The organism is Mesobaculum littorinae, assembly GCF_004011175.1.
GTDB classification, from domain to species: domain Bacteria; phylum Pseudomonadota; class Alphaproteobacteria; order Rhodobacterales; family Rhodobacteraceae; genus Tranquillimonas; species Tranquillimonas littorinae.
In genome coordinates this window covers 71,734-91,640 of sequence record NZ_RQXX01000004.1, presented here as the reverse complement: position 1 = coordinate 91,640, position 19,907 = coordinate 71,734, and the positions used below count along the sequence as shown (strand labels likewise).

General features: G+C 71.2%; 18 protein-coding genes. 10 read left to right on the top strand and 8 right to left on the bottom strand.

The genetic code is table 11. The features are described from left to right. Positions 1-189: 189 nt before the first annotated feature. Both panB and panC read right to left on the bottom strand, forming a co-directional pair. A complete protein-coding gene (gene panB, locus EKE94_RS12675) occupies positions 190-1,005 on the bottom strand; it encodes a 3-methyl-2-oxobutanoate hydroxymethyltransferase (protein ID WP_127907000.1) in 816 nt (271 codons plus the stop codon). Continuing rightward, complete coding sequence (panC, locus tag EKE94_RS12670) at positions 1,002-1,847, bottom strand: pantoate--beta-alanine ligase (RefSeq protein WP_127906999.1); 846 nt, start codon at positions 1,845-1,847, stop codon at positions 1,002-1,004. The genes panB and panC overlap by 4 nt, the downstream gene beginning before the upstream one ends. A gap of 355 nt (positions 1,848-2,202) precedes the next feature. Between panC and EKE94_RS12665 the strand changes: the two genes are divergently transcribed. The 9 genes from EKE94_RS12665 to EKE94_RS12625 all read left to right on the top strand — a co-directional run bounded on the left by EKE94_RS12665 (position 2,203) and on the right by EKE94_RS12625 (position 12,915). Beyond that, a complete protein-coding gene (locus EKE94_RS12665) occupies positions 2,203-4,698 on the top strand; it encodes a GcvT family protein (protein WP_127906998.1) in 2,496 nt (831 codons plus the stop codon). 340 nt (positions 4,699-5,038) lie between these two features. After that, entirely contained in the window at positions 5,039-5,401 is a 363-nt protein-coding gene (locus tag EKE94_RS18920) for a DUF6732 family protein (RefSeq protein WP_235856014.1), read from the top strand. Between the two features lie 164 nt (positions 5,402-5,565). Beyond that, positions 5,566-6,735, top strand: coding sequence for a sirohydrochlorin chelatase (locus EKE94_RS12655; RefSeq protein WP_127907253.1), 1,170 nt, complete (start codon positions 5,566-5,568; stop codon positions 6,733-6,735). A 110-nt stretch (positions 6,736-6,845) separates the two neighbouring features. Beyond that, positions 6,846-7,478, top strand: a complete 633-nt coding sequence (locus EKE94_RS12650; protein ID WP_127906997.1) for a precorrin-8X methylmutase — start codon at positions 6,846-6,848, stop codon at positions 7,476-7,478. 75 nt (positions 7,479-7,553) lie between these two features. Next, entirely contained in the window at positions 7,554-8,756 is a 1,203-nt protein-coding gene (cbiE, locus tag EKE94_RS12645) for a precorrin-6y C5,15-methyltransferase (decarboxylating) subunit CbiE (protein ID WP_127906996.1), read from the top strand. Next, the gene (gene cobI, locus EKE94_RS12640) at positions 8,753-9,457 is read left to right on the top strand and encodes a precorrin-2 C(20)-methyltransferase (RefSeq protein WP_127906995.1); all 705 of its coding nucleotides are present in this window, start codon (positions 8,753-8,755) and stop codon (positions 9,455-9,457) included. Before cbiE ends, cobI begins: the two co-directional genes overlap by 4 nt. Before the next feature lie 131 nt (positions 9,458-9,588). Beyond that, positions 9,589-11,406, top strand: coding sequence for a precorrin-3B C(17)-methyltransferase (gene cobJ, locus EKE94_RS12635; RefSeq protein ID WP_127907252.1), 1,818 nt, complete (start codon positions 9,589-9,591; stop codon positions 11,404-11,406). A gap of 120 nt (positions 11,407-11,526) precedes the next feature. Next, positions 11,527-12,297: a precorrin-4 C(11)-methyltransferase gene (gene cobM, locus EKE94_RS12630; RefSeq protein ID WP_127907251.1), complete on the top strand. Its 771-nt coding sequence runs from the start codon at positions 11,527-11,529 to the stop codon at positions 12,295-12,297. 219 nt (positions 12,298-12,516) lie between these two features. After that, a complete protein-coding gene (locus EKE94_RS12625) occupies positions 12,517-12,915 on the top strand; it encodes a hypothetical protein (protein WP_127906994.1) in 399 nt (132 codons plus the stop codon). A 26-nt stretch (positions 12,916-12,941) separates the two neighbouring features. Here EKE94_RS12625 and EKE94_RS12620 read toward each other — a convergent pair whose 3' ends face one another. Beyond that, positions 12,942-14,438 (bottom strand): CoA-acylating methylmalonate-semialdehyde dehydrogenase, encoded by a 1,497-nt coding sequence (locus EKE94_RS12620; protein ID WP_127906993.1) that lies wholly within the window; start codon positions 14,436-14,438, stop codon positions 12,942-12,944. Positions 14,439-14,569: 131 nt separating this feature from the next. Between EKE94_RS12620 and EKE94_RS12615 the strand changes: the two genes are divergently transcribed. Continuing rightward, positions 14,570-15,478 (top strand): LysR family transcriptional regulator, encoded by a 909-nt coding sequence (locus EKE94_RS12615; RefSeq protein WP_127906992.1) that lies wholly within the window; start codon positions 14,570-14,572, stop codon positions 15,476-15,478. A 242-nt stretch (positions 15,479-15,720) separates the two neighbouring features. Here EKE94_RS12615 and EKE94_RS12610 read toward each other — a convergent pair whose 3' ends face one another. The 5 genes from EKE94_RS12610 to EKE94_RS12590 are packed head-to-tail and all read right to left on the bottom strand — an operon-like array spanning position 15,721 to position 19,784. Beyond that, positions 15,721-16,053 (bottom strand): hypothetical protein, encoded by a 333-nt coding sequence (locus EKE94_RS12610; RefSeq protein ID WP_127906991.1) that lies wholly within the window; start codon positions 16,051-16,053, stop codon positions 15,721-15,723. Next, positions 16,053-16,772 carry an orotate phosphoribosyltransferase gene (locus EKE94_RS12605; protein WP_127906990.1) on the bottom strand — a complete coding sequence of 240 codons (720 nt, stop codon included), beginning with the start codon at positions 16,770-16,772 and terminating at the stop codon, positions 16,053-16,055. The genes EKE94_RS12610 and EKE94_RS12605 overlap by 1 nt, the downstream gene beginning before the upstream one ends. Then, complete coding sequence (locus tag EKE94_RS12600) at positions 16,769-18,034, bottom strand: Zn-dependent hydrolase (RefSeq protein WP_127906989.1); 1,266 nt, start codon at positions 18,032-18,034, stop codon at positions 16,769-16,771. Before EKE94_RS12600 ends, EKE94_RS12605 begins: the two co-directional genes overlap by 4 nt. Further along, a complete protein-coding gene (locus tag EKE94_RS12595; protein WP_127906988.1) occupies positions 18,031-18,975 on the bottom strand; it encodes a dihydroorotate dehydrogenase in 945 nt (314 codons plus the stop codon). The genes EKE94_RS12600 and EKE94_RS12595 overlap by 4 nt, the downstream gene beginning before the upstream one ends. Beyond that, the gene (locus tag EKE94_RS12590) at positions 18,972-19,784 is read right to left on the bottom strand and encodes a dihydroorotate dehydrogenase electron transfer subunit (RefSeq protein WP_127906987.1); all 813 of its coding nucleotides are present in this window, start codon (positions 19,782-19,784) and stop codon (positions 18,972-18,974) included. Before EKE94_RS12590 ends, EKE94_RS12595 begins: the two co-directional genes overlap by 4 nt. Between the last annotated feature and the right edge of the window lie 123 nt (positions 19,785-19,907).

Below are 19,907 nucleotides of genomic sequence, written 5' to 3'. Positions count from 1 at the left end.
GGCCCGGGGGCGCGCCTCGGTCGTCCGTTTGCGGTGCGGGAATGTCCGTCAGGCGACGGATCGATAAACCTTTTGTAAAAGGCTTGACCGAGAGGTCGGGCAGATCAACTGATAGCTGTTGGTCTGCCCGGTGTGCTCGTCCAGAGGTGGCTGTGGCTGAAACGGCGCGCGGGCGCCGCCCCGCGGGTCCTAGCGGTAGACCTCGTCCTCGGACGGGAAGGCGCGGGTCTTGACGTCGTCGGCGTAGGATTTCACGGCCGCTTCGATCTGGTCTGCCATGCTGCCGTAGACCTTGACGAATTTCGGCGGTTTGGGGTTCAGCCCCAGCATGTCCTCGAGCACCAGGATCTGGCCGTCGCAGGCGGCGCTGGCGCCGATGCCGATGGTGGGGATGTCGACGGCCTTCGTGATCTCGGCCGCGAGCGGTTCGACCACGCCTTCGACCACCAGCGAAAACGCCCCGGCCTCGGCCACCGCGCGCGCGTCGGCGATGTGCTGCGGCCAGGTCTCTTCGTCGCGTCCCTGCGTGCGGAAGCCGCCCATTGTCAGCGTCGATTGCGGCGTCAGGCCGATATGCGCCATCACCGGGATGCCACGCTCGGTCAGGAAGCGGATCGTCTCGGCCATCCGGGCGCCGCCCTCCAGCTTCACCGCGCCGCACTGGGTCTCCTTGAGGATGGTGGCCGCGTTGCGGAACGCCACGGCGGGGCTTTCCTCGTAGGTGCCGAAAGGCATGTCGACGACGACCATTGCACGTTTCGTGCCGCGCACCACCGCGCGCCCGTGCACCAGCATGAGGTCCAGCGGCACGCCCACGGTTGATTCCATCCCGTGCATCACCATGCCCAGGCTGTCGCCGACCAGGATCACCTCGGCATGGCGGTCGACGATGGCGGCGGTGTGGGCGTGGTAGGAGGTCAGCGCCACGATCGGGTCGCCCCCCTTGCGCGCGGCGATCTGCGGCGCGGTGATGCGGCGAACGGGTTTCTGGGGTTGCGCGCTCATGCACTCACCTCTTTCTGGTCGATCAGGAGAACCTCGCCGAACCGGGCCGAGATCATGATGCCGATGAGCCCCTCGGGGCGGCCCGTGGCGGGGACGAAGCGCCCGGCTTCGACGATGTCGAGCCCGGTCAGTTCGGCGCGCGGTTCGGTGGCGACGACGTCGCGGATCGCCTGGGCCGCGGCCTCGACCGTGGCGCCGCTTTCGTAGACGGCGGCACCGGCCTGCAGTGCGCGGTGCAGCACCGGCGCGGCGGCGCGGTCGGCGGGCGTCAGGCGGACGTTGCGCGACGACAGTGCCAGCCCGTCGGCATCGCGGAAGGTCGCAACGCCGACGATGTCCAGCCCCATGTGCAGATCGCGCACCATCCGGCGGATCACGGCCAGCTGCTGATAGTCCTTTTCGCCGAAATAGGCGGCATCGGGGCGGATGATGTTGAAGAGCTTCGTGACCACCGTCGCCACGCCACGGAAATGGCCGGGGCGCACCGCGCCGTGAAACTGCGCGGCCAGGCGCGTGGTCTCGACGATGGTCTCGTCGTCGCGGGGATAGATCTCGGCGGCGTCGGGGATCAGCACCGCGTCGGCGCCGAGGGCGCGCAGAAGCTCCAGGTCGGCGGCTTCGCTGCGGGGGTAGGTCTCCAGGTCGCGCGGGTCGCCGAACTGCGTGGGATTGACGAAGATTGTCGCGACCACCCGGTCCCGCTCGGCCCTGGCCGCGGTCACCAGCGCGGCGTGACCGTCGTGCAGCGCGCCCATCGTGGGCACCAGCCCCACGCTGTCGCCCGCGCGGCGCCATGCCGCCAGCATCGTGCGCGTTTCGGCAATCGTGCGGCAGATCTGCATCGCGTGCTCCCCCTTCAGGGCGTCTCGATAGGCCAGAGCGGCGAGGCAGACAACACCCGCCGCGCGGCCACGGTGCCGTGTCGTCCAGCGTGCAGCGACCGCACGGGGCGCGATGCCGACGGCAACCGGGCTGGGGGGGATCAGTGCCGAAGCAGGCGACCTTCGGTGCAGCGGTGATCACGGGGGAGCGGCAGATCGGGCGGATGGCGGCAGCGTGCGGCGGCAACATGCGGGGGCAGGTCGGGTGGCCCGCGACGCCCGACGTCGCATTCGGCGCCCAACACGTCGGCTGTCGCGCCCAAGCCATCGCCGTTTCGCGCCTATTTGGGTCGGGGATGGCGCAGGGATGACTGATATGAAAACCCACGTAAAAGCACTGGTCGTCGGCGGCGGCGCCGTCGGCACCTCGATCGCCTATCACCTCGGCCGCGCCGGGTGGGACACGCTGCTGCTCGAACGGGACGAGCTGACGGCAGGCTCGACCTGGCACGCCGCGGGCCTTCTGCCCTACTTCAACATGTCCTACGCGACGACCCACCTGCACGACTACTCGATCAAGTTCTACAAGGGGCTGGAGGAGGAGACCGGTCTCAACCCCGGGTTCTTCGTCGTGGGCAACCTGCGCATGGCCCAGACCAGCGCGCGGATGGACGAATACCGCCTCTATGCCGCCACGGCCGAAACGGTGGGCGTGCCCTTCGAATGGATGACGCCCGACCAGATCAGGGAACGCTGGCCGCTGTTGCGCACCGACGATCTGGAGGGCGCGCTGTTCCACCCCACCGACGGCTACATCAACCCCGCCGACGTCACCATGGCCATGGCCAAGGGCGCCCGCCAGCTGGGCGTCACGGTCGAGCGTAAATGGCAGGTCGACAGCTACACCTGGACTGGGTCCGAGTGGCGCGTCGGGCTGTCGAAGATGGTCGAACGCGGCGGCAACCTCGTCCCCTCGGGCGAGACGTCCGAGATCGTGGCCGAACACGTCGTCACCGCCACCGGCAACCACGCGCAGCGCACCGCGCGGCTGCTGGGGATCAAGATCCCCGCGATCCCGGTCGAACATCAGTACATCGTCACCGAACCCGATCCGGCGTTGGTCGAGTACCGCAAGACCCATGAACAGCACCCCGTGCTGCGCGACGCCGATGCGAAATGGTACGTGCGCGAGGAACGCGGCGGCTGGATCCTTGGCCCTTACGAGGACGGCGCGCCGGCACGGTTCCTCTACGATGTGCCCGAAAGCTTCCGCGCCGACCTCTTCCCCCTCGATCTGGACCGGATCGAAGAGGAATACATGAGCATGATCCACCGCATCCCAAGCTCTGAGACGGTGGGGCTCAAGGACGACTACAACGGCCCGATCTGCTACACCCCCGACGGCAACCCCTTGCTGGGCCCCGCCCCGGGGCTGCGCAACATGTGGCTGGCCGAAGGCTTCAGCTTCGGGATCACCGCCGCGGGCGGGGCGGGCCACTACCTTGCGCAGGTGATGACCGAGGGCGAGGCCGAGATCGACATGGCATCCCTCGACCCCCGCCGCTACGGGCCGTGGATGACGACCGAGTATGCCGCGCGCAAGAACGAAGAGGCGTATTCCCACGTCTACGTCCTGCACCACCCCGACGAGGAGCGTCCTGCCGCGCGGCCCCTGCGCACCGCGCCGGCCTATGACCGGCAAAAGGCGCTGGGCGCCCAGTTCGGCACCGTCAACGGGTGGGAACGTCCCAACTACTACGGCCCCAAGGACGCGCCCGAAGGCTTCGACCACGACGCGCGGTCGTTCCGCCGCGGCAACTGGTGGCGCCACGCCGCGTCCGAGGCGCAGGCGGTGCGCGAAGCCGCGGGCCTGATCGACGCCACGGCCTTTGCCAAGCACCGCGTCTGGGGGCCCGGCGCGACCGCGTTCCTCGACTGGTTCACCACCAACCGCCTGCCCAAGGTCGGGCGCATCAACCTGACCTATGCCCTGACCGTCGCCGGCACGATCCGCGTCGAATACACCATCATCCGGACGGGCGAGGACGACTACACCCTGATCTCGTCCGGCGGCAACCACGCCTATGACCAGGATTTCCTCTACCACGCCATCGCAGAGAAGGAGCCCGAGGTCGGGCGCATCAACGTGCAGGACGTGACCACGCAATGGGGCGTCTTCGCGCTGGCAGGGCCGAAGGCACGCGACATCCTGTCGACCCTGATCCGCGATGCCGAGCCCGACACCGCACTGTCGAACAAGCGGTTCCCGTGGCTGTCGGTGCGCGATATCGAGCTGGGGATGGTCCCCGTCCGTGCCCTGCGCGTCGCCTACACGGGCGAGCTTGGGTGGGAGCTTCACCACCCCATCGAGATGCAGACCCACCTCTGGGACAAGCTGATGGAGGCTGGCGCGCCGCACGGAATGGTGCCCGTGGGCGCGCGGGCGCAGAACTGGCTGCGGCAGGAGAAATCCTACCGCGCCTACGGCAACGAGCTTGGCCGCGACGCCACCCCGCTCGAGGCAGGGCTGGACCGCTTCGTCGACCTGGGCAAGGAGTTCCACGGCAAGGCCGCGATGCAGGACAAGGGCGTGCGCACCGCCTGCGTGACGCTTCTGATCGACGGCCCCGAGGATGCCGACCCCTGGGGGCGCGAGGCGCTCTACCAGGGTGACCGCCGCGTCGGGCGGCTGACGTCGGGCGGATGGTCGGCGGCCTTCGGCAAGTCCATCGGCATGGGCTATGTCGTGCCCGACTGCGCGACGCCGGGCACCAGGCTCGAGGTGCGGATCATGGGCGACCTCTGGCCCGCCGAGGTGACCGAGGACAGCCCCTACGATCCGCAGAACCTGTCGCTGCGCGCCGACGGCTAGCCGCAGGCGGCGTCCGGTGCCGGTAGCCGGGGCAGGTGTCGGGGCAGCCGCCGACGGGGCGGTGCCGCGGACCCGTCCGGCTGCCAAGTGCGGGGAGCCGGGTTAAGGGGTCATGCCGCGGGCCCGTTGCATGGGCGGGGGACGCTGCCTATAGGAGGAAGGGACGACGCCCCGCACACCGGGGCCGGACAGGTGGCCGCCCGCGCTGCCGACCCAGACCGGGGGCAGGGGGCGGCATCGTCGAGGACGCGGCGCGGGCGCCCGGGGCAGAGGGCCCTGCAGGGGCCCGGGTCCCGCCGCGTCGGCGCGCCCTCCGGTCCGATGACAGACAGGACAGATCATGCGCATCGATTTCGATATCACGGCCCCCGTCCCGTCCCGCGGGCCCGGCATCGCCGCGGCGGCCACGCTCTGTCAGACATCCGGCGCGAAAACGGGTCCGGCCATGGGCGAGACGACGCGCGAAGCCGTCCCCCGCGCACGGGCGGTGGCCCTGCCGGGCGCGGCCGCGGCGGCACTGCTGGGCTCCGCCCTCGCCGCATCCGGGCATCCCGGACACGTGACGCATGTCGCGGGCCATGATCACTGGCTTGCCGCGCTCGCCCTCGCCGTGGCCGGGGCCCTCGCGGGCTTGGCGGTCCTGCGCGGCCTGCGCCGCCGGATCGCGGCGCCTCTCCCCACCTCCAAGCTGCAGGCTGACTGATACCCATGCCCCACGACACGCCCGCCGCCCGCCCCGCGACGCCCGCCAGCCCGGCGACCGCCACCTCTTCCGACACCGTGTCCGCTTCCGGCCCGGGCCCTCTGGGCCCCGAGGGGCTGCACCGCCACGACACCGTGCCGGCGCCGGATCAGCGCGTTGGCGTGATGCTCTGCGGTCACGGGTCTCGCAGCCAGTCGGCGGTGGACGAATTCGCCAACCTCGCGGCGCGCCTGCCCGAGCATCTGCCGCCGGACTGGCAGATGGAATACGGGTATCTCGAATTCGCCAACCCGGTCATCCGCGACGGGCTCGACCGTCTGCGCGACCGCGGCTGCACCCGGATCGTCGCGGTGCCCGGTATGCTCTTTGCCGCGATGCATTCCAAGAACGACATCCCCACCGTGCTGTCGACCTACGCCGCCACCCACGGGATCGAGGTCAGCTATGGCCGCGAACTGGGGGTCGATCCCAAGATGATCGCCGCGGCGGGCGACCGTATCGCCGCCGCGGTGGCCGAGGCCGACGCGACGCACGGGCCGGTGCCCGCGCACGACACCTGCCTCGTCGTCATCGGCCGCGGGGCCTCGGACCCCGACGCGAATGCCAACGTCGCCAAGGTCGCGCGCATGCTGTGGGAGGGGATGGGCTTCGGCTGGTGCGAAATCGGCTATTCCGGCGTGACCTTTCCGCTGGTCGAACCCTGCCTCGAACACGTGGCCAAACTGGGCTACCGCCGGGTGATCGTGTTCCCCTACTTCCTGTTCTCCGGCATCCTGATCGACCGGATCTACGGCTTCACCGACCGCGTGGCGACGGCCCACCCGGGGATCGAATGGGTCAAGGCCGGCTACCTCAACAACCACCCCGGCGTTCTCGCCACCTTTGCCGAGCGGGCCACCGAACAACTGGGCGAGACCCCGCCGCCCAATTGCCAGATGTGCAAGTACCGCACCCAGGTGCTGGGCTTCGAGGCCGAGGTCGGCGCGGTCCAGGAAAGCCACCACCACCATGTCGAGGGGCAGGGCGCCCAGGCGCCGGGATCCACGGTGGCCGACTGCACGCTTTGCGACACCTTCTGCACCGGTGAATGCCGCCTCGCCCCCGAGGCGCCGACCCACGACCCTGCTCAGGCCCATCCGCACGAGCATCACCATGACCACGACCACCGACCTGCCCACCACCATCCACACGCCGACGGGCACCAGCACCACGGGCACCACCACGACCACGGGCACGGCCACCAGCACGACCACGACCACGGCCATCACCACGCGCCCTACCCGCATGCCGACCACCCGCTCGGCCCCGAAAGCGCCCGGCGCAAGAAGGTCTGAGCCATGACGCCCCCGCTTCCGTCCGTCGCACAACCGCCCCGGCTTCTTCTCTTCCAAAATACTCCCGCCGGAGGCGCATCTTTCCACCCCACGCCGTCCGCAGGCCCCTGATGCGCCCCTACAAGAAGGACCCCGCCGCGATCTACGCGGAAAGCTTTGCCACGGTGCGCCGCGAAGCCCGGCTCGACCGCTTCCCGCCGGGGCTCGAGACGATGGCCGTCCGCCTGATCCACGCCTGCGGGATGATCGAGATCGCCGACCGCCTCGCCTTTTCGCCAGACGCGGCCGAAGCGGGGCGCGCGGCGCTGGCCGCGGGCGCCCCGATCCTGTGCGATTGCGAGATGGTCGCCGCCGGCATCATCCGCCGCCGCCTGCCCGCCGGGAACGAGGTCGCGGTGACGCTGAACGCCCCCGAGGTCCCCGATCTCGCCCGCGATCTCGGCACGACGCGCTCCGCCGCGGCGGTCGAGCTCTGGCACGACAGGATCGACGGCGCGGTGGTGGCCATCGGCAACGCGCCCACGGCACTGTTCCACCTTCTGGAAAAGCTCGACCGCGGCTGGCCGCGCCCGGCGCTGATCCTGGGCTTCCCCGTGGGCTTTGTCGGCGCCGCCGAAAGCAAGGCGGAACTGGCGGGCGATCCGCGCGGCGCCGAGTTCGTCGCCCTGCGCGGACGCCGGGGCGGCTCGGCCATGGCCTCGGCCGCCGTCAACGCGCTCGCCGCCGTGGAGGAGAGCGCATGATCCCGCGCCCGGTGCGCCGCGCGGCGCACGTCTCGCCGACGCCGGCAACGAGGGCCCGGAAGGAGCTGATACCCGATGTCTGAGCCCTGGCTGCATATCGTCGGCATCGGCGAAGACGGGATGGCTGGCCTCACCCCGGCCACCCGCGCCGCGGTCGAGGCGGCCGAGGTCATCATCGGCGGCGACCGGCACCATCACCTGTCCGACGCGGTCACGGCCGAGCGGCTGTCCTGGCCTTCGCCCTTCGACGCGATGATCGACACGATCCGCGCCCTGCGGGGGCGCCGCGCGGTGATCCTCGTCACCGGCGATCCGCTGTGGTTCTCGGTCGGTGCCCGCATCGGCCGCGCCATTCCGCCCGAAGAGATCGTCTACCATCCCCAACTCTCGGCCTTTCAGCTTGCCGCGGCCCGCATGGGGTGGAGCCTCGCGGACACCGAAACCCTCACCGTCCACGGCCGCCCGGTCGAGCAGATGATCGCCTTCATCCAGCCCGACGCCCGGCTTCTGATCCTGACCACCGGGTCGGACACCCCCGGGCAGATCGCCCGGTTCCTAGCCGATCGCGGCTTCGGCCAGTCGCGCCTGACCGTGCTGGCGAACATGGGCGGGTCGGGCGAGGTGCGCTTTGACGGCACGGCCGAAGGCTGGGCGCACGAGGTCCCGGCCTTCAACACGCTTGCGGTCGACTGTGTGGCCGCGCCGGATGCCGCCCTTCTGCCCCGGGTGCCCGGGCTCGAGGACACGCTCTTTACCCATGACGGCACGATGACCAAGCAGGAGGTGCGCGCCGCGACGCTGGCCAAGCTGATGCCGATGCGCGGTGCGCTTCTGTGGGACATCGGCACCGGATCGGGGTCGGTCGCCATCGAATGGATGCGCGCCGCGCGCTACGCCCGCGCCATCGGGATCGAACCGCGTGCCGACCGACGGGCCATGGCTGCTGCCAATGCGCTGGCGCTCGGCACCCCCAAGTTCGAGATCGTCGAGGGCGAAGCGCCCGCCGCGCTGGATGGCCTGCCCGCCCCCGATGCGATCTTTGCGGGCGGCGGATTCGACGCGCAGGTGTTCGCCGCCGCCTGGGCCGCGCTGAAACCGCTTGGCCGCTTCGTCGCCAACGCGGTGACGCTGGAAACCGAAACGCTGCTGATGCAGCTGCATGCCGAACATGGCGGGCGGCTGGTCCAGCTGTCCGTCGCGCGGGCCGAGCCGGTGGGCCCCTATCGCGGCTGGCGTCCGTCGATGCCGGTGACGCAATGGAGCCTCGTCAAGAGATGAGCGGCACGCTCTACGGCATCGGCGTGGGCCCGGGCGACCCGGAGCTTCTGACGCTCAAGGCCGCGCGGCTGATCGCGTCCTGTCCGGTCGTAGCCTACCCTGTGCTGCCCGGGACCGACAGCTTTGCCCGCCGCATCGCCGCCGCGCATATTCCGCCAACGGCGCGGGAAATCGCGATGGAGGTTCCGATGCGCCCCGACCGCGCGCCCGCCCAGGCCGCCTACGACACGGGCGCCGCGCACCTTGCCGATGCCTTGGCCGCCGGACAGGACGTTGCCTGCCTTTGCGAGGGCGATCCGCTGTTCTACGGCTCGTTCATGTATCTTTCGGCCCGCCTCTCGGGCCGCTTCCCGGTCGTGGCGGTGCCCGGGGTGACCTCGCTCACCGCCGCCGCCGCCGCCGCGCAGCGCCCGCTGGCCGCGCGCAACGACAGCGTCGCGGTGCTGCCCGGCACCCTGCCAGAGGACGTTCTGACCGCGCGGATCGCCGCGGCCGAAACCGTGGCGATCCTGAAGGTCGGGCGACACCTGCCGAAGATCGTCGCGGCGGTGCGCGGGGCCGGCTGTCTCGACCAAGCGAGCTATGTCGAGCGTGCCTCGATCCCGGGCGAGGAGCGGGTCTGCCCGCTGGCCCAGGCCCCGGCCGAGGCGCCCTATTTCAGCATGATCCTCATCTCGAAAGGCACGGACCCGTGGCTGTGACCCCGAAGACGCCCGCATCCGGTTCCGCGCCGCCGGGCGGCCCCGCCGCCGATGCGCCCACTGCGCCCGAGGCCGGGCCGGCAGCCGCCGCGACGCAGCGGGCGGCGGCCTTCGGGCCGTCCCCCGTCGTGCTGGCCCCCGTCGTGCTGGCCCTGTCGCGGTCGGGCGAGGCCGTGGCGCACCGCGTGGCGGCCGAGCTTGGCGCGCCGGTGCATGGGCGCGAGGGCCGTGTCGAGCGGGCCGACGTGGTCTTTGCCGACGCGCTGGCCCATGCCCGCGACCTCTTTGCCGCGGGCATTCCCGTCATCGGCGTCTGCGCTAGCGGCATCCTGATCCGCGGCATCGCGCCGCTTCTGTCGGACAAGCGGGCCGAACCTCCGGTGGTGTCGGTCTCGGACGACGGGGCCGTCGTGGTGCCCTTGCTGGGCGGTCATCGTGGGGCCAACCGGCTGGCCCGGCGGATCGCGGATGCGCTGGGCGGGATCGCGGCGGTCACCACGGCCGGCGACGTCAGCTTGGGCGTGTCGCTGGACGAACCGCCCGCGGGCTGGCGCGTGTCGGGGGCGGCCGATCCCAAGCGCGTCATGGCCGATCTGCTGGCCGGCGTGCCCTACGTGCTGAGCGGACAGGCCCCGGGGCTCGACGCTCTGGCGACCCGCGATGGCGTTGCCTCTGCGGATGGTCCCGAGGGCGAGGCGCGGCTGACACCCGCGGCGGGGGGCGACGCGCTGGTCTGGACCGAAACCCGGCTGGCCCTGGGCGTGGGCTGCGCCCGGGATACCGCGCCCGAGGATTTGCGCGCTCTGGTGCGCGACACGCTGGCCGAGGCGGGGCTGCGCCCCGAAGCGGTGGCCTGCGTCGCGACGCTGGATCTCAAGGCCGACGAGCCCGCGGTGCTGGCGCTGGCGGCCGATCTGGGCGTGCCCCTGTGCCTGTTTACCGCAACCGAGCTCGAGGCGGAGACGCCCCGGCTTGCCACCCCCTCCGACGTGGTCTTTGCCGAGGTCGGATGCCACGGCGTGTCCGAGGGCGCCGCCCTGGCGGTCGCGGGCGCCGGGGCGAACCTGGCGGTGACGAAGCGCAAGACCGCCAATGCCACCTGCGCCGTCGCCCGCGCTCCCGCGGCGCTGACCGCCCTGCCGGGGCGCCGTCGCGGGCACCTGGCGATCATCGGCATCGGTCCGGGGCAGGCGTCGTGGCGCACGCCCGAAGCCTCGCGCCTGATCGCCGAGGCCGAAGAGCTGGTGGGCTATAGCCTTTACATCGATCTGCTTGGGCCGCTGGCCGCGGGCAAGCCGCGCGCCGATTTCCCGCTGGGGGGCGAGGAGGCGCGCTGCCGCCACGCGCTGGAGCGTGCGGGCGCGGGCGCGCGCGTGGCGCTGATCTGTTCGGGCGACGCGGGGATCTATGCGATGGGCGCGCTGGTGCACGAGCTTCTGGACCGGGGGCCGGCGGCGGGTGGGGTTAGCGATGCCGCGCGGCGGGCCGAGGTGGTGACGGCACCGGGGATCTCGGCGCTGCAGGCGGCGGCGGCGCGATCCGGGGCGCTTCTGGGCCACGATTTCTGCGCGATCTCGCTGTCGGATCTGCTGACGCCGCGCGAAGACATCGTGAAACGCCTGCACGCGGCAGCCGAAGGCGATTTCGTCGTGGCCTTCTACAACCCCGTCTCGGCCCGCCGGCGGACGTTGCTGGCCGAGGCGCGCGACATCCTGCTGCGGCATCGCCCGGCGGGGACGCCCGTGCTGCTGGCCCGGTCGCTGGGCCGTCCGGACGAGTGTCTGGCGCACCGCACGCTGGAGACGCTGGCGGTCGACGAGGTCGACATGATGACGGTGGTGCTGGTGGGGTCGTCCCAGTCGCGCGGCTATGGCTCTGGCGAGGGGGCTCGGATCTATACGCCGCGGGGGTATGCGCGGAAGCTGGAGGGGCAGGATGGAGGGGCGTGATCGCCGCTGCGGAGGGGCGCGCTTGGTGCTGCGTGGGAGCCTCCGGCGGGAGTATTTTGGAAGAAAAGAAACAGGGTGGGGCGCGAACGTATCGAGCGTCGCGATCCCCTGGGGGTGTGCATGAAGGTTTGGTTCGTGGGGGCGGGGCCGGGGGATCCGGAACTGCTGACCCTGAAGGCGCAGCGCGTGATCGCGGCCTGTCCGGTCTGTCTTTATGCCGGGTCGCTGGTGCCGGCAGAGGTCGTAGCCGGGGCGCCCGTGGGGGCGCGGGTGCTGGATACCGCGCCTATGACGCTGGATGAGACGCATGCCGAGATCCTGGCCGCACGGGCCCGGGGCGAAGACGTGGCGCGGGTGCATTCGGGGGACCCGTCGCTTTACGGCGCCATCGCCGAGCAGATCCGGCGGTTGCAGGCCGATGGCATCCCCTTCGAGATCGTGCCGGGGGTTCCCGCCTATGCCGCGGCCGCCGCTGCCCTGGGGCAGGAGCTGACGGTGCCCGAGATCGCGCAGTCCGTCGTGCTGACGCGGATGTCGATGAAATCGACCTCGATGCCGGCGGGCGAGACTCTGGAGACCTTCGCCCGGTCGGGCGCGACGCTGGCGATCCATCTGGGCGTGCGGGCGCTGCGCGAGATCGAGCGGCAGCTGATCCCGCACTACGGCGCCGACTGCCCGGTGGCGGTCGCGGTGCGGGTGGGATGGCCCGACCAGATGCTGATCCGCGGCACGCTGTCGGATATCCGCGAAAAGGTGCGGGCGGCGAAGGTCACGCGAACGGCTCTGATCCTTGTCGGGCCGGCGATGGGACCGCAGGCGGGGTTCGCCGACTCGGCCCTTTACGATGCCGCGCGGCCGCACCTGCTGCGGCCCGGAAAGCGGGCGGGCTGAGGGCGGCAGGGCCTGCGGGACGGGCCGCCGCGCGGCGCTTCGAATCGCAGTGTGCATGACGGTGCGAGCCCCGGGGTGAATGCCTTGCAAGAGGTTGAGATCGGATGAAAATCGCCCTGACCCTGCTGGCAGAAGACTGTTTCGTGACAATTGTCTCGCTGTACTTGACCGGGCGCGGATTCCGGCCATCCTAGAGGGTGGGAGACAAGGGAGAGAGTCATGTCGGAGATCCTGCCTGATCACGTCCTCGAAGGACTGGATGCCGCGCGCCGGATGGCCCGGGGCCGCACCGCGCAGATGCGCATCGAGGTGCAGGGCGACGCCGGCGTGCAAAGCTATCCGCTGTCGCGCTACTGGGCGCGGGGCTTCGCCATTTCCGGCGGCGGGCTGTCGCGCCTGCGCGGCCTGGCCGACCTTTATGACGGCGACCGGCGTGTCGGGCCCTGCCTGATCGTCGCCACCCATCTCGACGACGACGAGACGGTGTTCGAGTTCAAGCGCGCGCCCACGCTGCTGGACCGCCCGCCCGCCGATTTCGCCCCCGACGATTTTGCCCCCGGTGACGTCGCATCGGGCGGGGGCGCGCCGATTGGGTTGCTGCCCCAGCCCGGGGGCTGAGGCAGGGCCCAAGGGGGCCGCGCGTGTCAGCCCAGCGTCGGCATGGTGAACTGCGGGTCGACCATGCCGGTGGGCCAACGCGTCGTCGTGGTCTTGACCCGGGTGTAGAAACGGACGCCCTCCATCCCGTGCATGTGGTGGTCGCCGAAGATCGACGCCTTCCACCCGCCGAAGCTGTGGAACGCCATTGGCACCGGGATGGGCACGTTGATGCCCACCATGCCGACCTCGATATCCTGGCTGAAGCGGCGCGCCGCGTCGCCGTCGCGGGTGAAGATCGCCGTGCCGTTGGCATAGGGATGCGCGTGGATCAGGTCGACGGCCTCCTGGTAGCTGTCGCGCCGCACCATCGACAGGACCGGGCCGAAGATCTCGTCCTGCCACAGGGTCATGTCGGGGGTGACATGGTCGACAAGGCTGCCGCCGATGAAATAGCCGCCCTCGAACCCCTGCGGGGCGGTGAAGTCGCGTCCGTCGACCGCCAGACTGGCGCCCTGAGCCTCGGCACCGTCGAGATACCCGCGCACCCGGTCGAGCGCTGCACGGCTGATCAGCGGCCCCATGTCCGTGGCGCGGTCCGAGGCCGGGCCGATCTTCAGCGCCTCGATCTTCGGCACGAGCTTTTCGACCAGCGCATCGGCTACCGCATCGGTTACAGGCACCGCGACCGACACCGCCATGCAGCGTTCTCCGGCCGAGCCGAAGGCGGCCCCTATCAGCGCGTTCGCCGCCATGTCGAGATCGGCGTCGGGCATGATCACCATGTGGTTCTTGGCCCCGCCCAGCGCCTGCACCCGCTTGCCGTTGGCCGTGCCGGTGCTGTGGATCTGCCGCGCGATCGGGGTCGAGCCCACGAAGCTGATCGCGCGGACGTCGGGATGTGCGAGCAGGGCGTCGACCGCGGCCTTGTCGCCCTGCACGACGTTGAAGACGCCGTTGGGCAGGCCGGCCTCGGTCAGCCAGGCGGCGATCAGCAACGCGGCCGAGGGATCGCGCTCGGACGGTTTCAGCACGAAGGTGTTGCCGCAGGCCAGCGCCACCGGGAACATCCACATCGGCACCATGGCGGGAAAGTTGAACGGCGTGATTCCCGCCACGACGCCCAGGCTTTGCCGGATCATGTGGCTGTCGACGCCGCCGCCCACGTTCTCGGAAAACTCGCCCTTCAGGAAACTCGGTGCCGAGGTTGCGAACTCGACGACCTCGAGCCCGCGCGTCACCTCGCCCAGGGCGTCGTCGTGGGTCTTGCCATGTTCGGCCGAAATCGCCTCGGCCAACTGGTCCGCGCGATCCCACAGGATCGACTTGAACCGGTCGAGCACGCGCGCCCGGCGCAGGGGCGGCGTGGCCGACCATGCAGGCCATGCGGCGTGCGCGGCGGCGACCGCGGCGTCGACCTCGTCCGCCGAGGCCAGAGCGACCGCGCCCGATTCCTCGCCCGTGGCGGGGTTGAAGACGGGCCCGGTCCGGCCCGAGGTGCCGGCCACGCTCTGGCCGCCGATGTAATGCGCGATGTCGGTCATGCTGTCCTCCGATGCAGTCCCGCCCTGTCTGGATCATCCATTTGCGTATAGGAAGGTCTGGATACGGAGAGCCGTTATGCAGATTCGGGGATCGGGATAAGGCCTGCGGTCGGGTGGAACAGGAGGGCGGCATGAACTGGGACGATGCGCGCTATTTCCTCGCCATTGCGCGGGCGGGGCAGATGCTGGGCGCGGCGCGGCGGCTTGGTGTCAGCCAGGCGACCCTGTCGCGGCGTCTGGCGACGCTCGAAGCGGCGCTGGGCGACCGGCTGGTCGAGCGCACGCCACGCGGGTCGCCCCTGACCGAGGCGGGGCAGGCCTTTCTGGCAACGGCCGAACGCATGGAATCCGCGGCGCTGGCCGGTGTGGCGCAGTTGGGCCATCCGGGCGAGGCGGTGGCGGGCACGCTGCGGCTGGGGGCGCCGGACGGGCTGGGCGGCGCGTTCCTCGCCCCGCGGCTGGGGCGGTTGCGCGCGGCGCATCCCGGCCTGCGGGTGCAACTGGTGCCGCTGCCGCGCAACTTTTCCCTGTCGCAACGCGAAGCCGACGTTGCCGTCACCGTGGGGCGCCCCGAACGGGGGCGTCTGCGCACCCGAAAGCTGACCGATTATTCGCTGGGGCTTTACGCCGCGCCAGGGTACCTGGCGGCGCGCGGGCACCCCGACAGGGCCGCGACGCTCGCGGACCACGACCTGGTGGGCTATGTCGACGACCTCGTCCACACGCCGGGCCTGCGCTACGCCGAAGAGTTCTGGCAGGGCTGGCGGTCCTGCGTCGAGGTGTCGACCGCCATCGGCCAGCTCGAGGCGGTCCGGGCCGGCGCGGGCATCGGCGCGCTGCACGACTTCATGGCGCGGGGGCAGGACGGGCTGGTGCCGGTGCTGCCCGAACTGCGCGCGGTGCGCAGCTACTGGGCGGTCTGGCACGAGGATCTGCGCGGCAGCCGCAGGGTGCGCGCCTGCCTCGATTTCCTGGATGCGGCGGTGTCCGAGGACCGGGCCGCGTTTCTCAGGCCGGTCGCAGGCACCGGAGCGGGCTGAGCCCGTCCGCCCCGTCGGGAAGGTTGGCCCCCAAGGTGGCCCCCCCGAAGTGGCTGCGGGGGAAGGGGCGAGGGCCGCGCCTCTTGTCGATCGGTCGGGCGCCGGGCCATCGCGAAAGGCCGGGCGTCCGAAGGCATGGCCGCGATTGGCGGGGCGGACGGCGAAAGCGGCCCGGCAAATCCGCGCGGGACGGGCAGGGACGGCCGAAGCTGCCAGAGATGGTCCGATCGCGCGGCGGCGTTTCAGCCGTTGCGGTCGCGGCGCATCTCGGCGATGGCCCGGGCGGTGTCGGTCAGCGCGGCCAGCTTGGCGGCCGCGTCATCTCCGCCCCACGCGGCGTTCAGGCGCGCGACCATGTCCTGGGTCTCGGTGTTCATCGCCTGCACGGTCGCCGTCGTCAGCGGCATGCGTTCGTGGGCGTCGACGAAATCCTCGGCCATCTGCGCGATCAGCAGCAGCGGTGCGGCGCGGTCGGGGTCGCTTTCGATCATCCGCGTCGCCCGGGCGACGATGATCTGGTAGGCCCGCAGGCCCTTGCCCTCTTCCTCAAGCGCGGTCAGCACGAAATCGAACATCAGTCTCTCTCCGGTTTGGCCGACCCGATGGTCAGCGGGTGGCGCGGCGCGGGCGAGCCGCCGTTGGCCCCCGACCATGCCGCGGGGTCGGCAAGAAATTCCTTAAGCGTCGCGAGCGCGGCGGCGGGAAAGCTGCCATCCTCTTCGGCCACGGCGATGACGTCCTGCCACGAAGCCAGGTGATGCAGGCGCAGCCCCTTGTCGGCCAGAGCATCCGCCGCGCCGGGCAGCGCATCGTAAAGGAAGATCACCAGCGCATCCGTCACCTCGGCGCCTGCACGGCGCAGCGCCTCGGCAAAGCGCAGCTTGGACGAGCCGTCGACGGTCATGTCCTCGATCAGCGCGACGCGCTGGCCCGGGCGCACCCGGCCCTCGACCTGCGCATGGGGGCCGAGCCCGCGCGGACGCTTGCGGACGTAGTGCATGGGCAGTCCCGCGGTCTGGGCGACCCAGGCGGCAAAGGGGATGCCCGCGGTTTCGCCGCCCGCGACGCTTTCGATGTCGCGGGTCCGCCGCGCCAGCGTCTCGGCCAGCCCCTCGATCACCACCTGCCGCGCGGAAGGATGCGAGATCAGGCGACGGCAATCGACGAAGACCGGCGCGGCCAGCCCGCTGCTCATCAGGAAGGGGCGGTCGATCTGCATCTCGATCGCGCCGACGTCGATCAGCGCCCGGGCGGTGGCGCGGCGCAGCGGCTCGGGGGGGACGGCGCCGCTCATCGCGCGGGGTCCGTCACGTAGTGGCTTAGGATGTCGGTCCCGGCGATCAGGTCCGCGACCTCCATCGCCTCGTCGGGGTTGTGCGATCCGTTGCGGTTGCGCACGAAGACCATGCCCGCGGGAATGCCCGCCTGGGCGAAGACCGCCGCGTCATGGCCGCCGCCCGAGGGCATCAGGAACGGATCCTGCCCGGCGCGCGCCATCGCGGATTCCAGCCCCATCACGACGTCGGGATCCATCATCGCCGGCGCGGCGGGGATCTCGGGGCCCAGGTCGAACCGCAGGCCGCGGGCGGCCTCGATCTCGGAGATGTCGCGGTGCAGCAGCTCTTTCATGGCCACAAGGGTGTCGGCGCTCTGGCTGCGGATGTCGAGCGAGAATGTCAGCTCGCCCGGGATCCGCGCGATGGCGTGCCGGTCGGGATCGGTGCCGAGGATGCCGCAGGTCAGCACCAGATCGCCGCCGCGCTGCAGGGTCTGGTCCCAGGTTTCGTCCAGCCGGTGCATCAGTTCGGCAAAGCCCATCACCGGGTCGTGGCGATAGGCCCGGGGCACGGCGCCGGAGTGCCCCGCCTCGCCCAGGCAGCGGGCTGCGCGGTGGCGGAAATTGCCGCGAATGCCGGTGACCGTCGCGGCGGGGATCCCCTTTTCGACCAGCAGCGGGCCCTGCTCGATATGCAGTTCAAGATAGGTGGCCACGTTCGACAGGTCGGCCAGCGCCCGCCCGGGCGCGGCGCCGGCGATGCCGCATTCGGCAATGTGCGCGGACAGCGGCCGCCCGTCGCCCCGGTGGGTCGAACCCAGCTCGTCCGCGGTGATCGCACCCGTCAAGAGCTTCGAGGCGATGTAGCAGGGCCCGAACCACGCGCTTTCCTCGCCCCGCATCGCGATGACGCGGACCGGCAGGGGCGGGCGCTGGCTCGACCGGCGCAACCGGGCCAGTACCAGGAGCCCCGCGACCACGCCCGCCAACCCGTCGAAGTTGCCGCCCTGCGGAACGCTGTCGACATGGCTGCCGATCAGGATGTGCCGCGCGCCGGGGGTGGAGTCGCCCGGCAGGCGGAAGACGCGGTTGCCGCCCGCATCGGTGTCGACCGCCAGTCCCAGGCCGCGGGCCGCCGCCGACAAGTGGTCCAGCACCCGGGTTTCCAGGGCCGAGAAGGCGGGGCGCGACACGCCCGCGGTGTCGGGGGACATCGCGGCGACCTCGTCCAGCAGCCGCGCGGCCAGGGCATGGTCGTCGAGACGGGGCAGATCGGTCATGACTGCGGCTCCGGTACAAGGTCGTGGGGGGCGGGATCGGCCGGCGCCAGGCTGCCCACCAGGTCGGCCAGGCGGGCGACGCCCTGCGCGTCGCACCATTCCTCGATCTCCCGGATCAGGCGGGGCATCAGCGCCGGGCTGCGGAAGGTGGCCGTGCCGACCTGCACCGCGCTCGCCCCCGCGATCAGGAACTCGAGCACGTCGTCGCGGGTGGCGATCCCGCCGCAGCCGATCACCGGGATCGCCACGGACGAGGCCGCCTGCCACGTCATCCGCAGGGCCAGCGGCTTCAGCGCGGGTCCCGAGATACCGCCCGTCACGTTGCCGAGCTTCGGCCGACGCGTCCGCACGTCGATGGCAAGCCCCAGCGCGGTGTTGGTGGTCACCAGCGCATCGGCGCCTGCGGCCTCGGCCGCGCGCGCGACCTCGCGCAGGACGCCGGTATTGGGGCTGAGCTTGGCCCAGAGCGGCAGGTGGGTGGCCGCGCGGATGCGTGCGATGGCCTCGAAGGTGGTGTCGGGCAGCATCGCGAAGGCGTGGCCGTCCGCCTCGATATTGGGGCAGGAGATATTGGCCTCGATCGCGGCGACGCCGGGCACCGTCATCTTTTCGGCGGCGCGGGCGAAATCCTCGGCCGTGTCGGCCGAGATCGACACGACAAGCGGCGCGCCCACGTCGCGCCACAGCGGGACCTGATCGCGCAGGAAGGCGTCGATCCCCTTGCTGGGGATGCCGATCGAATTGAGCATCCCGCCCTCGATCTCGCAAACGCGCGGGGTGGGGTTGCCGCCGCGGCGGGCCTCGGTCACCGTCTTGGTGACCAGCGCGCCCAGACAGGAGAGGTCGAAGACCTCGCCCAGTTCGGCCGAGAACGTGCCCGAGGCGGGCATGATCGGGTTGGCCAGCGTCAGGCTGCCGATGCGGGTGGTCAGGTCGGTCATGCCGCTGCCTCGGGGATCGCCTCGGCCAGCGGAAAGACGGGGCCTTCGCGGCAGACGCGGTCGTGCACGATGCGCCCGTCGCGGCGGAAGGGGCGCACGCAGCACTGGCACATGCCCAGCCCGCAGGCCATCTGCTGCTCCATCGCGATCTGGCCAGGAAGGCCGTGCCGCGCCGCGATCTCCTGCAACAGCGACGTCAGGCGGCGTGACCCGCAGGTGAAGACCGCGTCGACGCCGGGGCCCGCGATCTCGTCCTCGATCAGCGCGCGCACGCGCGCGGGGTCCGAGGTGCCATCGCTGTCGGTCACCAGCCTCACCTCGGCCCCGTGCGCGCGGAACCGGTCGAGCGACAGCGCAAGCTCGGGCGTGCGGGCCGAGCAGATGGCGGTTAGCGCAAGGCCGCGGCGCTGCGCCTCGGCCGCCAGGGGGGCCAGCGTGGCAAGGCCCACGCCCCGCGCCAGCACCAGAAGCCGTCGCCAGTCGGGCGCAAGGGTGAAGCCACGGCCCAGCGGGCCCAGCACGTCGATCCGGTCCCCCGGGCGCAGCCCGGCCAGCGCCCGGGTGCCAGCGCCCGAGACCTTGTAGAGAAACGACAGCCGCCCCTGCGCCCGGTCCCAGCCGTAGATCGACATGGGGCGACGCAGGAACGGACGTTCGGCCCCGGTTTCGGGGCAGAGGATCTGGAAGAACTGGCCCGGCTTGCAATCAAGGATGTGGTCCGGCGCGGCGAGGTGCAGCAACCGGTAGTCGGCATTCGCGGCGTCGTTCGACACGACCTCGACAAGGGCTTCGTGGACTTTCGGGGTCATCGGCAGGTGACGCTCGTTCAGAAGGGGAAAAGGGGCCGGCGCAGTCCGCGCCCGGCTGTGTTACCCCGAATGATTTCGCCGCGGCCTCACCAGGTCAAGACAAAAATCTAATTTTTGAGACGG

Bases quoted from the DNA above. Each gene is read 5' to 3' on its own strand.
- panB (WP_127907000.1), bottom strand. From the start codon at position 1,005: ATGAGCGCGCAACCCCAGAAACCCGTTCGCCGCATCACCGCGCCGCAG.
- panC (WP_127906999.1), bottom strand. From the start codon at position 1,847: ATGCAGATCTGCCGCACGATTGCCGAAACGCGCACGATGCTGGCGGCA.
- EKE94_RS12665 (WP_127906998.1), top strand. From the start codon at position 2,203: ATGAAAACCCACGTAAAAGCACTGGTCGTCGGCGGCGGCGCCGTCGGC.
- EKE94_RS18920 (WP_235856014.1), top strand. From the start codon at position 5,039: ATGCGCATCGATTTCGATATCACGGCCCCCGTCCCGTCCCGCGGGCCC.
- EKE94_RS12655 (WP_127907253.1), top strand. From the start codon at position 5,566: ATGCTCTGCGGTCACGGGTCTCGCAGCCAGTCGGCGGTGGACGAATTC.
- EKE94_RS12650 (WP_127906997.1), top strand. From the start codon at position 6,846: ATGCGCCCCTACAAGAAGGACCCCGCCGCGATCTACGCGGAAAGCTTT.
- cbiE (WP_127906996.1), top strand. From the start codon at position 7,554: ATGTCTGAGCCCTGGCTGCATATCGTCGGCATCGGCGAAGACGGGATG.
- cobI (WP_127906995.1), top strand. From the start codon at position 8,753: ATGAGCGGCACGCTCTACGGCATCGGCGTGGGCCCGGGCGACCCGGAG.
- cobM (WP_127907251.1), top strand. From the start codon at position 11,527: ATGAAGGTTTGGTTCGTGGGGGCGGGGCCGGGGGATCCGGAACTGCTG.
- EKE94_RS12625 (WP_127906994.1), top strand. From the start codon at position 12,517: ATGTCGGAGATCCTGCCTGATCACGTCCTCGAAGGACTGGATGCCGCG.
- EKE94_RS12620 (WP_127906993.1), bottom strand. From the start codon at position 14,438: ATGACCGACATCGCGCATTACATCGGCGGCCAGAGCGTGGCCGGCACC.
- EKE94_RS12615 (WP_127906992.1), top strand. From the start codon at position 14,570: ATGAACTGGGACGATGCGCGCTATTTCCTCGCCATTGCGCGGGCGGGG.
- EKE94_RS12610 (WP_127906991.1), bottom strand. From the start codon at position 16,053: ATGTTCGATTTCGTGCTGACCGCGCTTGAGGAAGAGGGCAAGGGCCTG.
- EKE94_RS12605 (WP_127906990.1), bottom strand. From the start codon at position 16,772: ATGAGCGGCGCCGTCCCCCCCGAGCCGCTGCGCCGCGCCACCGCCCGG.
- EKE94_RS12600 (WP_127906989.1), bottom strand. From the start codon at position 18,034: ATGACCGATCTGCCCCGTCTCGACGACCATGCCCTGGCCGCGCGGCTG.
- EKE94_RS12595 (WP_127906988.1), bottom strand. From the start codon at position 18,975: ATGACCGACCTGACCACCCGCATCGGCAGCCTGACGCTGGCCAACCCG.
- EKE94_RS12590 (WP_127906987.1), bottom strand. From the start codon at position 19,784: ATGACCCCGAAAGTCCACGAAGCCCTTGTCGAGGTCGTGTCGAACGAC.